Consider the following 14,422-nt stretch of genomic DNA (forward strand, 5'->3'; position numbering starts at 1 on the left):
GTCGCCGCGACTCGCACCACGCTCACCGCCCTGCCGGGCCTGGGCACCGTGCTGGCCGCGAAGGTCATCGGTCACATCGGGGACATCAGTCGGTTCCCCACCGAGCACCACTTCGCCAGCTACACCGGCAGCGCACCCCTGGACGCCTCCAGTGGCAACAACGTCCGCCACCGGCTCAACACCGGCGGCAACCGCGCGCTGAACTCTGTGTTGCACACGATCGCCGTCTGCCAGATCCGCGGCGGCGGGCGCGGGCAGGACTACTACCTCCGCAAGATCAGTGAGGGGAAGACACCTTCGGAAGCCCGAAGGGCCCTCAAACGACGTCTGTCCAACGTGGTCTACCGGATCATGAAACGAGACCACCGGAACCACCTTGCTCAAGCCGCTTGACACACAGAGGCGCTATTGGGACACGCCCTGTGGCTCGGTACCAGCAAGCGCCATCCCGTAACGGCGGTCGACATGCCTGTGACTGGACACTTCGGTCATAGATCTCACGAGTCAGACCCCCGTCCGGGACGGCTCCGCGCAACGGTCCCATCGATCCCGGCACGACGGCACGTCCCGACCACAGCCGGATGGCTTCGCACGAACCAGCCCTCAACGTGGCCGGAGCAGTGCGGGAATGAGTTGACTCCCGCCCACTCGTGACCAGCAATGGCGGACAGCCGTCCGGCCTGCCCCGCGTCCGCGCCGAACGCGACGACCTCCGGGGCCTGACCCGACAACCCGTCCGCGTCGTCCACGTCCTGGAGCTCGAAGGCAACGCGCTGAGGGAAGCGAACGGCGTTCTTGAACAGGACCTGGCCGCGCGCCGCCCGGGCCGGCGCGGTTGAGCGGGGTCCCAGCCGGTCAGCTGCTGCAGGCGCAGCCCGCGGACGCCTTCGCCTCGGCCGGCGTCTGGGCCGGGTCGACGGACTGCTCGTCATGGGTGCAGCAGGCCGCGGTGCCGCAGCAGGCGTCCGGCGTGCCGTCCGCGCTCTTGCCCAGCGTGTCGGCGTCAGCCTTGACGACGTAGACCTCCCAGGGCTCCTTGCCCGGGCCGGTCACCCAGGTCTTGTCCTGGACGGCGTAGCAGCAGGAGGTGTCATTCTCCTCGAAGGTGGCCAGCCCCGCGTCCTTCAGTCGCGCGGTGGCGGCGGTGACCTGCTCGGTGCTCCCGACCTCGACGCCGAGGTGGTCCAGGCGGGTCTCCTCTCCGGCGTCGCCCTCGATGAGGACGAGCTTGAGCGGGGGCTCGGCTACGGCGAAGTTCGCGTAGCCGGGGCGAAGCTTGGCCGGCTCGGTGCCGAACAGCTTCGAGTAGAGTCTCTGCGCTCTGGATCGCGAGGAACAGGTTGTAGGCGTAGGACGTGCTGGAGGCAGCCTCGCTGTAATCGCGACACACCGACGTGGGGGGTCATCGAAAAGATGTCCGCCCGGAAGAGAATCACGAAGAACACCAGCTCGGGGGCCGTTTTCGGGCTCATTGCTCCACGCGTGCGCTGAGAGCGTCAAGACCAACAGCCCATCCCTCCTGATCACTCGCGACCTGCTCTCGGGACTGAAGGACAGCTTCCTCCTGCACCACCAGGAGGTGATCCGAACGGTCACTGCAGGGAAGACGAGCCGTCGACGCATGCCGGGATCCGATCGGGGTAGGCGCGCTGATTCGGGCTTGAACGGAGGAGGGAACATGGACGACGTCGCCGCCCCCGGCAGGGAAAGTAGTCCCCTGTCCGGGGTTCGGGCGTGTTCTGGCGCCCTGCTCGGTGGAACGCTGGAAAACCTGCGGGAGTCCGCCATCGCGGTCGATGACGCCGGCCTCATCGTCGCGGTCAACAGCGCAGCCCTAAGCCTGCTGGGCAGGGAAGCCTCAGAACTCGTAGGTCAGGACTTCCACGACCTGCTGCACCGGGACAGATACGGGCACTCGGTGCCGCGCACGCGATGCTGGATGAGGAAGGCGCTGCTCACGGGGGATACCAGGCATGGCGACGCCGAGTGGTTCGCCCGCGGGGACGGCGTTCTCGTCCAGTTGTCCTGGCTGGTCACGCCCTACTCACCCGCTCCGGGCGGGACAGGTGCGCTGATGATGCTGTACGAACCGAAGCCAGGGGACGTGCGCCACAGCGACGGCGGCCACTCCGCGCCGCTGACGGAACTGGACCGCCTGGCCTTGCTGGCAGAGACGACCACGCGGCTCACATCCACCCTGGACGCGGACGAGGCGCTGCACCGACTGGCCGCCCTGACCGTGCCCCGGCTAGCGGACTGGGCCGTGTTCGACCTGCTCACCGAACGTGACGAAGTACGACGCGTTCTCGTGATGGAGCACAAGGACGGCATTCTCGTCGAGCGGGAGGACCTGCAAGGCCCAATGCCTCCCGTGCCGGCAGAGTCACCGATGCCCCTGTCACGGGCCCTGCGCGGCGCCGCCTCCTCACTCGCCGGCCCCGCCACCTACCAAGGCGCGCCCGACTCCGGTATAGCGGTCGAGCAACAGCGCCTGTTCACCGCGACAGGTATGCACTCCGCCGCCATCGCACCCATCCGCGGACTGCGCGACGTGCTCGGCGCCCTGACCCTGGGCCGGGCCCGGCGCCATGACGCCTTCACCCCTGCCGACCTGCCGCTGCTGGAGGACCTCACCCGCCGGGCGGGCCTGGCACTGGACAACGCGCGCCTGTACCAGCGCCAGCGCAAAGTCGCCGAGACCATGCAACGCCACTTGCTGCCCCAGCTGCCCGTCCTGCCGGGACTGGAGATGACCGCGCGCTACGTACCCGCTCCGGACGCCTCATCCGTGGGCGGTGACTGGTACGACGCCTTCGCCCTGGCCGCCCACGCTCACGCACTGGCCATCGGCGACGTCGTCGGACACGATCTCGACGCCGCAGCCGGCATGGCGCAGGTCCGCAACATGCTGCGGGCCTTCGCCTGGTCCCACCCCGAGGCCACACCCAGCGCCGTCGTCACTCGGCTCGACGAGGCAGTGATGCACATAGCCGAGGTACCCATGGCCACCATGATCCTCGCCAGGCTCACACTCGGCGACGACACACTGTGGCGCCTACGCTGGACGAACGCCGGCCACCCGCCGCCCCTGCTCATCACCCACGACGGTCAGACCCGCTACCTCGAAGAGGCGCACGGCATACTCCTCGGCACCGGAGTCACCAGACCTCGTCCCGACGCCGACACCGTCCTGCCACCCCAGGCCACGCTCCTGCTCTACACCGACGGACTGGTCGAATCCCCGCACCACTCCATCGATCATGGACTGGACCGGCTGCGCCGACACGCGGCCTCCCTCGCCCACCGCCCCCTCGACTCATTCTGCGACTTGCTGCTGGACCAGGTGCGCCCCAGCGACAACGATGACGACGTCGCCATGATCGCCCTGCGTACCCCGATCCCGTATGACCCGCCTGACCCACGCGTGAGTCAGACCGCGTGGGGTTGAAGGGCAGGCCGTCGAGGCTCCTGAGCCGGTGGGCTGCACCTTCGGGGGCCTCTCTCCGACGCGCGAAGACTTCGCGCGGTGCGGGCCCCGCACTGCCCCGCGGGTGAGCGGGGCCAGAACACAGTGTCCGCATGCCGCTTCGCCGAGGAGGACGGGCGCCGTCTAGGTCGGGGACGGTCAGGAGGAGCTGGCTGGTGAGGGGGTACGGCAGGCTCCTGCGCTGCTCGCGGTTATCGAACCCTGGCGTCCAGGTCGGCTCCGGCGTACGGCCATCACCTTCGACGGCGACTCGGGGCAGCACGACACTGATCTCGACAGCCTTACGCACACCGGTGGTGGGACAACTCCAGGGCCGACGACGAGGTCCTGTGAGGTAGACCGCCCTCACCATGATCACCCTGCCTGGACTCTCGTCCTGCGAAACCATGGTGAGCGGGAAGGGCGCTGGGCGTGGAGGACGAGCAGCGCCAGGGCGCCGGTCGCCCCGGACCAGGTCAGTGTGAGCAGGCCGTAGGACCAGGGGATGTGCGGGGTGAGAGCTGAGCTCAGCGCCAGCTGGGTCACGCCGTACAGGGGAAGCGCGGACACGCCCGCCACATCCATGAGCGTGTTGAAGACGGGATTCTGCAGGCCGGTGTCGACCAGGCTGAGCATGATGATGAGGAAGAAGCCCTCCAACTCGCCGCGGACGAGGGAGCCGAGCAGAAGGCCGATGCCGCCATAGGCGAGGCCGGCGCCCGCGAGGGCCAGCGCCAGGGGTGCCGCGTGGCGAACGGGCAGGGAGATGCACAGCAGGATCGTGGTGTAGAAGGCCAGCGCGGCGGCGGTTAGGGCGATGGCAGCGAGCTTCGCCATCAACATCGGCAGCCGGGGATAGCCGGCCAGCAGCAGACGGCGGTCCAACTGCCGGGACAGAAAGGTCTCGGTGAAGGTGATGAAGCCCGCGACCATGGTGACTGCGCCCAGCGCGCTGGCCACCTGCCCCACCTGGCCGGCCGGGGCGGAGACAGGGGCGCTGATGGTGTCCAGCGAGATGCGCACCACTTGGTCGGAGGTGCACAGGCGTGCCACGGTGATCCAGACGGGGATGAACGCGACCGCCAGAACGAGGGCCAGCCGGTTGCGCAGGTGGCCCAGCAGAGTGCAGCGCAGCAGTTGGGTGAACGCCGTGCAAAAGAGCCTCATCGGAGGGTCTCCTCGAAGTGCAGACGGCCCTGGCGCAGGTGAGCGATCGCGTCGAAGTGGTGCAGGTCGTGCAGCAGGTGAGACACCACGATGATCGACCGGCCTCGATCACGCAGGTCGGCGGCCAGGGTCCAGAACCGCTGATGGGTGTCCCAGTCGAAGCCCTGGTAGGGCTCGTCCAGGACAAGCAGCTGAGGATCGTGCATGAGAGCGATCAGCAGGTTCAGCTTCTGCCGTGTTCCACCGCTGAGTTCGCCGACCTGCTGTCGCCGGCAGTCGCTCAGTGCCAGCAGTTCCATCAGCTCGCCGGCGCGTTCCAGTGTCGGCAGCCGGTAGGCCGTCCGGAACAGCCGCAGATGCTGTCCGACGGTGAACGCGTCGTTCAGCACAGCCCGTTGCGGGCAGTACCCCACTGCCCCGGTCCGTGTCACCGTTCCGCGGTCGGGTGCGAGGTGTCCTACGGCGACCTGAAGCAGAGTGCTCTTCCCCGCGCCGTTCTCGCCGACGACTCCGACCAGCGTCCCGGCGGCCACGTCGAGGTCCACGTCGCGCAGGACCTGCCTGCGGCCGTACGCCTTGTAGACTCCGCTGATCAGCAGCCGTGGCCGGCGTCGCGTGATTACTGCCTGCACATGAGCCCCTTGAAAGATCGGACAGGTGAAGCGAGCCGGCCCGCAGGAAAGCCCGCCACGGTGGCGGGGTCCGCGCAGGCTCACGTCCGCCGGCCTGCCCGGCTCATGACGGCTCAGCCACGTCCGGCCCGGACGGTCCGGACCGGGCGTGCCGGGCCCGTCGTGCGGGGCGGCGCGCTGCCGCCCGATGTGCAACGACTGCATACCGGCTGGTGTAACGGCGCTGGCTCGATGTTCCACACCCGCCAGTCAGGCGTGACGTGCGCCGCGGTCTGCCGTTGTAGTGATCGATGCCCCCGACACCACAGCGAGACTTCAGCGCTCCCACGATTGTGATCGGAGCCGGCCCCCACGGCCTGGCGGCCGCCGCGCTACTGAAACGCTTCGACGTACCGACCGTGATCCTCGAACGGTCGGACCGCGTAGGAGCCAGCTGGGCGCAGCGATACGACCACCTGCGCCTGCACACCACCCCCGGCACCTCGAAACTCCCCGGCCTGCCCGTACCGCGCCAGGCCGGCCCGTGGGTGAGCCGCGACGACTACGTGCGCTACCTGGAGAGCTACGCCGCCCACCACCGGCTCAACGTCCGGCTGACCACCCCGGTACTGCGCATCCAGCGCGCCGAGCCAGGCTCGGGTCCCCGCTGGCTGGTCCACACCCCGAACGGCCCCGCCCCCACCGACGCGGTCGTGGTTGCCACCGGCCGCTGCCACGCCCCGCACGTCCCCCACTGGCCCGGGCGTTCGGCCTACACCGGCACGCTGCTGCACTCGGCCCGCTACCGCTCTCCGGCGCCCTACCGCGGGCAACACGTCCTGGTAGTCGGCACCGGCAACAGCGGTACCGAGATCGCCGCCGTCCTCGCCGGGGCCGGAGCCGCACGGGTACAGATCTCAGTCCGTACTCCGCCCAACATCCTGCCCCGCGCCAGCGCCCGATGGCACGCGGTCGGCCGGCTGACGGAAGCCCTCCCGCTGGCGTGGCGCGACCGCAGCTCCCTGCTCACGCAACGTGTCGCGGTACCCGACCTGACCTCGCGGGGACTGCCGCGGCCCCGCACGGGCCTGTACACCCGTAACGCCCGCGAGGGGGTCAACCCGGTGCTTGACCACGGCTTCGTGAATGCCGTGCGGTCCGGGCGGGTCGAACCGGTCCCGGCCGTCCAGGCATTCGACGGGCCCGACGTGGTACTGGCCGACGGCACCCTACTGCGGCCCGACACGGTCATCGCTGCCACCGGGTACCGGACCAACCTCCACGACCTGGTGGGATCCCTCGGCGTACTCGACGAGGACGGATTCCCCCTCGTCGCAGGCGCGGAAACCCATCCCGAAGCCCCGCGCCTGTATTTCGCCGGCTACACCAATCCCCTCACGGGGGTTCTGCGCCAGGCGGGCATCGAGGCGCGCGCCATCGCCCACGCGGTCCGCCGTGAGAAGGCCCGACCGACCCTTCTCGCCCCTCGGCGGCATGCTCCGAGCTGACGGCGTTTCGGAAGCCTGACCCTTCAGCGCTTGCCCCCTGCAGGGCGATTGGACGCCACGGTGACAAACATGGATGTTACGGCGCGGAGCAGCGCAGACGCATGAATGTGGTGGCCGCCTTCATCGAGCCGGCCCGCTCGTGCCGCGTCGGTTCGGTGGCGGAGTGAGGGGAGCGGCCTGCGCGACGTGCTGTCCCGCACGCGTGCGGGTGAGGCACCTTCACGCACCCCGGATTCGGCCGCTGTTCGATGGCCGCTGATGCGAGCATGTTCTTCATGAGGGCCTGTCGAGCGTCTCTCGCCCCATGGACCCACGGCCCGGCCGCAGCCCGGTCAGCTCTGACCAGCGACGCACCGCCCCCTCGCCAGCGGTCGGCACAGTGTGATCAGGGCACAGCAGTCAGCGCTCACCTGAGTCAGGCCCCGCTGTAGGGCCCTCCCACCGACGCCGATACGGCACATCGCACGGCAGACCGCGACCGGGGCCCGGCCGACGGCGGCATTGGCGTTCGGGCGTGTTGTCGCTTTAGGCTGCGTCGGTTCGTGCCGTTCACGGCGGCAGCCCATCGACGGAGAGGAAAGCCGATAATGCAGCAGGCATCGGCCACCGACCCGGCTCCCGGGCACCGCCCCGAGCTGGTCCCCGACCCGGATGCGGAGGCGGCCCGGATCGCGGCGGTGCGCCGCTACGACATCCTCGACACTCCGCCCGACGGGGCGTTCGACCGGGTGGCGGCGATGGCCGCCCGCCTCTTCGACGTGCCGGTGGCGACCGTCACGATCGTGGATACCGACCGCATCTGGTTCAAGGCCGCCCACGGCCTGGAGGGTGTCGCGGAGATCGGCCGTGATCCGGGCCTGTGCGGCTCGGCGATCCTACGTGACGACACGATGGTCATCCCGGACACTCTCAAGGACCCTGTCGCGGTGGACAATCCGCTGGTCGCCGGGGAGATGGGGGTGCGCTTCTACGCCGCCGCACCGATCATCACCCCCGACGGGCACAAGCTGGGCACGGTCAACGTCCTCGACACCCGGCCGCGCTCGATCACCGAGGAGGACACCGCCACCCTGGCCGATCTCGCCGCGATCGTGCTGGACGAGATGGAGCTGCGGCTCTCGGCGCTGCACGCCCTGCGCGACGAGCAGGCCCGCCGGGAGGCGGAGAGGCGGCACGCCGAGGCGGAACGGGCACGGGCCGAGGCGGAACGGGCGGCGCGGGAGAAGGCGGAGCAGGACAAGGCCGCCATCGCCGCGTTCGCCTCCACCCTCCAGCGCACCCTGCTGCCCCCGGCCCTTCCCGTGGTGCCGGGCCTGGAACTGGCCTGCCACTACCGCACCGCCTCCGCCCACGACGTGGGCGGCGACTTCTACGACGTCTTCCCCCTCGACGGCGGCCGGTGGGCGTTCTTCCTCGGTGACGTGTGCGGCAAAGGCCCCGAGGCGGCGACTGTCACCGCCCTGGCCCGCCACACCCTGCGCGCCGCGGCCCAGATCGACGCCGACCCCGTCACCGTGCTGAGCGCGCTCAATACCATGCTGCTCACCGACGTCACTGCCGGCCGCCGCTTCTGCACCGTCGTCTTCGGCCTCCTGGAGCCCCGGGAGGACGGCGGCTTCACCGTCACCATCGCGACCGGCGGCCACCCGCCGGCCTACCACGTGCGCCCCGACGACAGCGGCGCCGTCTGGGTGCGGGCCGTACGCCCCCAGGGCGGGATGCTCGTCGGCGCCTTTCCCCAGGCGCCCTTCGCCCAGACCACGTTCTCCCTGACGGCCGGGGAAAGTCTGTTCCTCTACACCGACGGGCTGACCGAAGCCCGCACCACCGAGGGCGCCATGCTCGGTGACGACGGCCTGACCGGCTTCCTCCACCAGCGCACCGGGCCCGTCACCGCCACCTCCCTGGTCGAGGACAGCATCACCCTGCTGGCCTCGCTGCCCGACGGAGCCGGCGACGACGTTGCCCTGCTGGCCCTGTCCGTCCCCCACCCTCACGCCATGCCCGACGGCAGTGTCGCTGCCACCGCCCACACCGCCGCCGCGCCCGAACACTTCGGCCAGGAGTGATGACCGACGTGACCGACACGCTGCAGCTGACCGTCCAGCACCCCCGTCCCGGCCTCGCGATCGCCACGGTCGCCGGAGACGTGGACATGCGCACCGCGGAAACCCTGCGCCGCGACGCCTCGATGATCATCGAGCAAGGGTCTCCGCACCTGGTTCTGGACCTGTCACAGGTGGGTTTTTGCGACTCCGCCGGTCTGAGCGCGCTCATCGGTCTCTGGCACGCCGCCCAGGCGGTGGGTGGTGCACTCGGGCTCGCCAACGTCCCCGACCGCCTGATGCGGATGCTCGTCCTCACCGGTGTCGACACGATCCTGCCGGTCCATGCCACCACCAGCGAAGCAGTCACCACCATGACCGCCGACGAGCCCACCAGCGCAGGGCCGCAGGGCTCCGTCGACCGTGTGAGCACCGCCGACGGGGCTGGTACGCCGGCCGAAGGGGAACACACGGCCTGCGACAGCGCTCGTAACCCCTCCGCGAACTTGAACTGATCGCGCGGACGCGTCACGACGGGGCGTCTGTACCAGCGATCGAGCCCGGCGCTCCTACCGCAGTACCCCCGCGCTGGCTGTCCCGTTCCCCGTGTGCTGCGGCGGCCCGCGAGCGATAGGCAGCATCGGCGCCTTGGAGACGCAACTGGCGTTCTTCTTCCTCAGGTGATGTGGAAGAGATACCGCGCATCGCCGGGAGCCGGTTGCCCGGCGGACGTCCGGGCGGCAGTCAGACTCACGTGGGGACTCCGTTGAAAGGTGACGGTTGCGGACGCGCAGGGCGATGCCTTGCATGTTCGGGTGCGCGGCGGCAGGCGTTGCCCCGTGGAGTGTGATCAGTGGTTGGGCAGACGCGTGGCCCTCAGGCCGTCGAGGGGGTACTCCCGCGGCAGATGAGCCGGGTCGCCCGGCACGGTGATCAGCACGGTGATCGGCCGGGACGTGCCCGCGGCGAGGAACTGGTCGCCCACCGAGTTCAGGTAGGTCTTGCCGTCCTGAGCGATGACGTCGACGCCGGATGCTTCGGCTTTCGCGCCCTTGACCGTGGGCAGGTCGAAGGAGATGCGGAACTTCCTGACGTCCTCCGCCGTGCCGCTGTCCTTGCTGACGGCGGTGAAGGTCTCAGACGCAAAGAAGGAGATCTCCGGCGGCAGTAACCAGGAGGCGATCGAAACCCCACCGGTGCGGGGATGAAGGTCTATGGGCGGTCGCCGGTACCTCCTTCGGTGGGTGCTGACGTGTGCTGGTGGCCGCCGGGGCGGACGGTGTGCTGGGCGTCGTTGATGCTGTCACGGGCAGCGGCGGCGACCGCTTCGGGAGTGATGCCGAACTCGGTGTAGAGGCGCTGGTAGTCGGCGGAGGCGCCGTAGTGTTCCAGGCTGACGACTCGCCCGGCGTCGCCGATGATCTCGCGCCATCCCTGTGCCACAGCGGCCTCGACGCTGACGCGGGCCCGGACGGAGGGTGGCAGGACGGAGTCCTGGTAGTTCTGCGGCTGGGCGGCGAACCATTCCCGGCACGGCATCGAGACCACCCGCACCGCGAGGTCCTCGGCGGCCAGCAGATCCCGAGCGGCCAGGGCGATATGGACCTCGGAGCCGGTGGCCACCAGGATCACCGCGGGTGCTCCGTCGACGGCGTCCGCGAGGACGTAACCGCCACGGGCCGCTTCCCGGGCCGGGGCGTACTCGCCGTTGCCGCGGTCCAGGACGGGCAGGTTCTGTCGGCTCAGGATCAGGCCGGCGGGCCGGTCGGTGTGCTCCAGGATGGTCTGCCAGCAGGCGGTGGTCTCGTTGGCGTCGGCGGGCCGCACGACGTCGAGGCCGGGGATGGCGCGCAGCGCGGCGAGCTGTTCGACGGGTTGGTGGGTGGGACCGTCCTCGCCCAGGCCGATGGAGTCGTGGGTCCAGATGTAGGTCGCGGGCAGCTGCATCAGGGCGGCCAGGCGTACGGCGGGGCGCATGTAGTCGGAGAAGGTCAGGAAGGTGCCGCCGTAGGGGCGCGTCAGGCTCTGCAGGGCGATGCCGTTGAGGATCGCGCCCATGGCGTGCTCGCGGATACCGAAGTGCAGGGTCCGCCCGTAGGGGCCACCCTTCCAGTCCTTGGTCTGGCGGTCGGCGGGGAGGAACGACGGCTCGCCGTCCATGGTGGTGTTGTTGCTTCCGGCCAGGTCGGCCGATCCTCCCCACAGCTCCGGCAGGACCGGCGCGAGCGCACTGAGGACCTCGCCGGAAGCGGCCCGGGTGGCCATTCCCTTGGCATCGGCAGGGAAGACGGGCAGCGCGTCGGTCCAGCCGTCGGGCAGTTCCTGTTTCCGCAGCCGGTCCAGCAGCGCGGCACGCTCGGGATTGGCCTTCTGCCAGGCCGTGAACGTCTCGTCCCATGCCGCGCGCGCTTGCCGGCCGCGCTCAGCCGCCTGCCGGGTACGGGCCAGGACCTCGTCCTCGACGGTGAAGTGTGCGCCGGGATCGAAGCCCAGCAGCTTCTTCGTGGCCGCGACCTCGTCCTCTCCCAGCGCGGAGCCATGGGCCTTGCCGGTGTTCTGCTTGTTCGGGGCGGGCCAGCCGATCAGGGTGCGCAGCATGATCAGCGAAGGGCGGCCAGTCTCCTCCCTCGCGGCCCGTGTGGCGGCCAGCAGGGCGTCGACGTCCTCGACGTAACTGCCGCTGCCGGTCCAGTCGACGGTCTGCACGTGCCAGCCGTAGGCGGCGAAGCGGGCGGGTACGTCCTCGCTGAAGGCGACGTCGGTGTCGTCCTCGATGGAGATGTGGTTGGAGTCGTAGAAGACGGTGAGGTCGCCAAGTTTCTGGTGGCCGGCCAGGGAGGCGGCCTCGCTGGTGACGCCCTCCATGAGGTCGCCGTCGGAGGCGATGACGTAAACGTGGTGGTCGAAGGGGCTGGTGCCCGGCTCCGCGTCCGGGTCCAGCAGTCCGCGTTCGCGGCGGGCCGACATGGCCATGCCGACCGCACTGGCCAGCCCCTGGCCCAGCGGTCCGGTGGTGATTTCCACTCCGCGGGTGTGCCGGTGCTCGGGGTGGCCGGGAGTGGCGGAGCCCCAGGTCCGGTACGCCTCCAGGTCCGATAGCTCCAGTCCGTAGCCGGCCAGGTAGAGCTGGATGTACAGGGTCAGGCTGGAGTGCCCGCAGGAGAGCACGAACCGGTCCCGTCCCAGCCACTGGTCGTCTTCCGGGTCGTGCCGCATGACGTTCTGGAACAGCAGGTAGGCCAGAGGGGCGAGGCTCATCGCGGTGCCCGGGTGCCCGTTGCCGACCTTCTGCACCGCGTCGGCCGCCAGCAGTCGCACGGTGTCCACCGCCCGCACATCGACCTCGTCCCAGCCTGCCTGCTCCGCTACCGGGAGCGCCAAGGACCTGTCGCGTCCCGCAGTGCCGTCGGGCTGTTCACTCGCCATGCCGTTGCTCCTTCGTCAAGCCGGGCCCTCTGCTTCAGCCGTGCTCTGCTTCGGGAGACCAGCACACGCCCCCTCGACGACGTGCGGACCCGGGTCAGAACAGGCGTACCCCACCGACGGCATTCCATCGCAGTGCCGCCCACTGGGTGCCACGCGGTGAGCGGATGCGCCGAATGCCCACCCGGTTTGCGGGCGCTGGGCCGTGGATACACGGTCGAGGCATTCCGGACGGCGCAGCGTGAAAGAAGGGAACGCCCATGGGACACGGCGGGGACGTCATCGCGGAACTGACCACCGACCACCGCGAGGTCGATGAGCTGTTCGGGAAGATCGAGGCCCTGAGCCCGGGAGACAAGCAGCGCAAGAAGTACGCCGACCAGGCCGTGATCGAGCTGGTACGGCACTCGGTCGCCGAGGAGGCGTACCTCTACCCGGCCGTGCGCGAGTTCCTGCCCGACGGTGACACGGTCGCCGACAAGGAGATCGAGGACCACGCCGAGGCCGAACGGACGATGAAAGCGCTCGAAGCCGTCGGCGCCGACGATCCGGAATTCGACCGGCTCATCGGTGAGCTGATGACCGAGATCCGCAGCCACGTCCGCGACGAGGAGGACAACCTCTTCCCCCGGCTGCGGTCGGCGGCCTCCGAAGAGGAGCTGATGAAGCTGGGCGACAAGGTCCGCCAGGCCAAGAAGACGGCGCCCACCCGGCCGCACCCGTCGGCTCCTGACACCCCGCCGGCCAACAAGCTGCTGGCCCCCGGCACGGGCATGGTGGACCGGATCAGGGACGCCCTGACGGGGCGCGGCAAGGACTGACGGCGCACGGCGTCCTGCCCGGAACGCTGCGCGGCTTTTGCTACAGGGGGCCCGTCACATAGGGAGTGAGGACAGCCGTACTGGCCCTGAGGGCCACCGGGCGTCGTCGCGCAGGGGCGTCACCATGGTCCGCAGCGGCATGGTCACGAGGCGGCCTTCGGGTTGTTCGACGAGTACGTCCTTGTCGAGCGGGTGCCATCCGAGGCGCTGGTAGAGCGACACGAGGGGAGGCCGGCAGAAGAGGAGTGCGTGTTGAGGACCCATCGTTCGGGCGTGCTCCAGGGCAGCTGTGACGACGAGGCGAGCGAGGCCGTGACCTTGCATGCCGGGTGAGACGGCCACCCCGCCGACGCCCACCACCTCTGTCTCGGCGTCGCCGATCGCAACAGGCAGGCGCAGCAGGCCGGCGTGTGCCACGAGGCGGCCGTCGTACCGGATGGCGAAGTGCTCTTCTTTCGGCAGCCAGGTCAGACCGGTCCAGGCGACACCGAAGGGATCATCGCTGATGCCAAGGATCTCCTCCTGGTCCGCCTTCGTGTACTGGGCGAGCCGCACCACAGTCGGTGCCACAGTGGATCGGTTCTCAGTCATTCCCACATGATGATCTCTCCGCCGAGCACTGGCCTAGGGCTGTGAGCGCGCAGGTTCACCGGGTTCGCTGGCCGCTGCGACCGCTGGACTGGTTGGATTACGGTCGGCAATGGGGTGTTCGGTCCGGGGCGTGCAGGGTTCCCCCGCGATCCTGCGTCGGGAGGGCACATGCAGCGCGGTGAGGTCTGGTTGGCGGACTTTGACGAGCGGCGGCCGGTGGTACTGCTGTCAGGAGACGAGGCGTCCGGGTTCCGAGCGATGCAGGTCGTCGCTCCTGCGGGGATCGAGATCAGCGGTGTGGCCGTTGAGGTGGCAGTGGGGGCGCCCGAGGGGCTGCCTGTCGAGGGCGTCCTTCGAGTGGCGCTGCCTCGTCCCGGTCTTGTCCCGTGCACTTGGCTGGTCACGCTGGCCAAGGAAGATCTGACCGAGCGGGTGGGAGTCTTGTCGTCAGCGAAGCTCGGCGAGATCGAGGATGCCCTCCGTGCCGGTGGACTCGAGCAGGCTGCGCGCTAGGCTGCTTGATCAGGCAACGAGCAGGGGCGGCTTCCCCAGCGAAGGCCCTTCTCGGCGTGCAGGGCCCGGGTCTGGATCGTGTGGTTCGGATGATGCGTATTAGCCAGGGTGAACTGCCGCAGCGGCCCGAAGCGGGCCTCGACGCAAGCCCCCAAGTGGTGTCAAAACTTGGCGATATCACTCTCCGCCAGCACCGGGCGGTGTCGCGGCCGCTCGACAACCGGTGTCAGGAATCACCGATACAGCCAGAAGCCGTCGGCAGGTGTCAGTCGGTATC

At 69.6% G+C, this 14,422-nt stretch carries 15 protein-coding genes and 1 pseudogene; 9 read left to right on the forward strand and 7 right to left on the reverse strand.

Translation table 11 applies throughout. The annotated features are described in order from the left end of the window. Both ASC56_RS36950 and ASC56_RS36955 read left to right on the forward strand, forming a co-directional pair. Positions 1 to 393 (forward strand): transposase (locus tag ASC56_RS36950; protein ID WP_159039825.1); only part of this gene is annotated, 393 nt, incomplete at its 5' end. A gap of 257 nt (positions 394 to 650) precedes the next feature. Beyond that, on the forward strand, positions 651 to 839 hold the full coding sequence (locus ASC56_RS36955) for a hypothetical protein (RefSeq protein WP_055495984.1): 189 nt from the start codon (positions 651 to 653) through the stop codon (positions 837 to 839). 16 nt (positions 840 to 855) lie between these two features. Here ASC56_RS36955 and ASC56_RS36960 read toward each other — a convergent pair whose 3' ends face one another. Further along, entirely contained in the window at positions 856 to 1,368 is a 513-nt protein-coding gene (locus tag ASC56_RS36960; protein WP_055495991.1) for an ArsI/CadI family heavy metal resistance metalloenzyme, read from the reverse strand. Positions 1,369 to 1,678: 310 nt separating this feature from the next. On the opposite strand from ASC56_RS36960, the gene ASC56_RS36965 reads away from it, so the two are divergent. After that, positions 1,679 to 3,448 carry a SpoIIE family protein phosphatase gene (locus ASC56_RS36965; RefSeq protein WP_055495985.1) on the forward strand — a complete coding sequence of 590 codons (1,770 nt, stop codon included), beginning with the start codon at positions 1,679 to 1,681 and terminating at the stop codon, positions 3,446 to 3,448. 393 nt (positions 3,449 to 3,841) lie between these two features. On the opposite strand, the gene ASC56_RS36970 is transcribed toward ASC56_RS36965, so the two are convergent. Together ASC56_RS36970 and ASC56_RS36975 are read right to left on the reverse strand one after the other, a co-directional pair. Next, positions 3,842 to 4,633 (reverse strand): hypothetical protein, encoded by a 792-nt coding sequence (locus tag ASC56_RS36970; protein ID WP_055495986.1) that lies wholly within the window; start codon positions 4,631 to 4,633, stop codon positions 3,842 to 3,844. Further along, complete coding sequence (locus ASC56_RS36975; protein ID WP_234377257.1) at positions 4,630 to 5,265, reverse strand: ABC transporter ATP-binding protein; 636 nt, start codon at positions 5,263 to 5,265, stop codon at positions 4,630 to 4,632. The genes ASC56_RS36970 and ASC56_RS36975 overlap by 4 nt, the downstream gene beginning before the upstream one ends. 290 nt (positions 5,266 to 5,555) lie before the next feature. Here ASC56_RS36975 and ASC56_RS36980 point away from each other — a divergent pair, with 290 nt between their 5' ends. From ASC56_RS36980 to ASC56_RS36990, 3 genes are all read left to right on the forward strand, one after another. After that, positions 5,556 to 6,752, forward strand: coding sequence for an NAD(P)/FAD-dependent oxidoreductase (locus ASC56_RS36980; RefSeq protein ID WP_055495987.1), 1,197 nt, complete (start codon positions 5,556 to 5,558; stop codon positions 6,750 to 6,752). A gap of 587 nt (positions 6,753 to 7,339) precedes the next feature. After that, a complete protein-coding gene (locus tag ASC56_RS42950; protein ID WP_267887666.1) occupies positions 7,340 to 8,821 on the forward strand; it encodes a PP2C family protein-serine/threonine phosphatase in 1,482 nt (493 codons plus the stop codon). Beyond that, the gene (locus ASC56_RS36990; protein WP_063785073.1) at positions 8,821 to 9,312 is read left to right on the forward strand and encodes an STAS domain-containing protein; all 492 of its coding nucleotides are present in this window, start codon (positions 8,821 to 8,823) and stop codon (positions 9,310 to 9,312) included. The genes ASC56_RS42950 and ASC56_RS36990 overlap by 1 nt, the downstream gene beginning before the upstream one ends. 335 nt (positions 9,313 to 9,647) lie before the next feature. Here ASC56_RS36990 and ASC56_RS42955 read toward each other — a convergent pair whose 3' ends face one another. Next, positions 9,648 to 9,782, reverse strand: a complete 135-nt coding sequence (locus ASC56_RS42955; RefSeq protein ID WP_267887667.1) for a hypothetical protein — start codon at positions 9,780 to 9,782, stop codon at positions 9,648 to 9,650. Positions 9,783 to 9,813: 31 nt separating this feature from the next. On the opposite strand from ASC56_RS42955, the gene ASC56_RS41010 reads away from it, so the two are divergent. After that, positions 9,814 to 10,005, forward strand: coding sequence for a hypothetical protein (locus ASC56_RS41010; protein ID WP_159039831.1), 192 nt, complete (start codon positions 9,814 to 9,816; stop codon positions 10,003 to 10,005). 4 nt (positions 10,006 to 10,009) lie between these two features. Here ASC56_RS41010 and tkt read toward each other — a convergent pair whose 3' ends face one another. Beyond that, entirely contained in the window at positions 10,010 to 12,223 is a 2,214-nt protein-coding gene (tkt, locus tag ASC56_RS36995) for a transketolase (protein WP_055495988.1), read from the reverse strand. A 257-nt stretch (positions 12,224 to 12,480) separates the two neighbouring features. On the opposite strand from tkt, the gene ASC56_RS37000 reads away from it, so the two are divergent. Then, entirely contained in the window at positions 12,481 to 13,041 is a 561-nt protein-coding gene (locus ASC56_RS37000; RefSeq protein WP_055495989.1) for a hemerythrin domain-containing protein, read from the forward strand. Between the two features lie 54 nt (positions 13,042 to 13,095). Here ASC56_RS37000 and ASC56_RS37005 read toward each other — a convergent pair whose 3' ends face one another. Then, positions 13,096 to 13,632: a GNAT family N-acetyltransferase gene (locus tag ASC56_RS37005; protein WP_055495990.1), complete on the reverse strand. Its 537-nt coding sequence runs from the start codon at positions 13,630 to 13,632 to the stop codon at positions 13,096 to 13,098. A gap of 168 nt (positions 13,633 to 13,800) precedes the next feature. Here ASC56_RS37005 and ASC56_RS37010 point away from each other — a divergent pair, with 168 nt between their 5' ends. Next, complete coding sequence (locus ASC56_RS37010) at positions 13,801 to 14,145, forward strand: type II toxin-antitoxin system PemK/MazF family toxin (RefSeq protein WP_037664509.1); 345 nt, start codon at positions 13,801 to 13,803, stop codon at positions 14,143 to 14,145. On the opposite strand, the pseudogene ASC56_RS42690 reads toward ASC56_RS37010, so the two are convergent. Then, positions 14,142 to 14,288, reverse strand: a pseudogene (locus ASC56_RS42690) (IS630 family transposase); the annotation flags it as partial. The gene ASC56_RS37010 and the pseudogene ASC56_RS42690 sit on opposite strands and share 4 nt — an antisense overlap. Positions 14,289 to 14,422: the final 134 nt, after the last annotated feature.

The organism is Streptomyces sp. TP-A0356 (assembly GCF_001417775.1).
Lineage (GTDB): Bacteria > Actinomycetota > Actinomycetes > Streptomycetales > Streptomycetaceae > Streptomyces.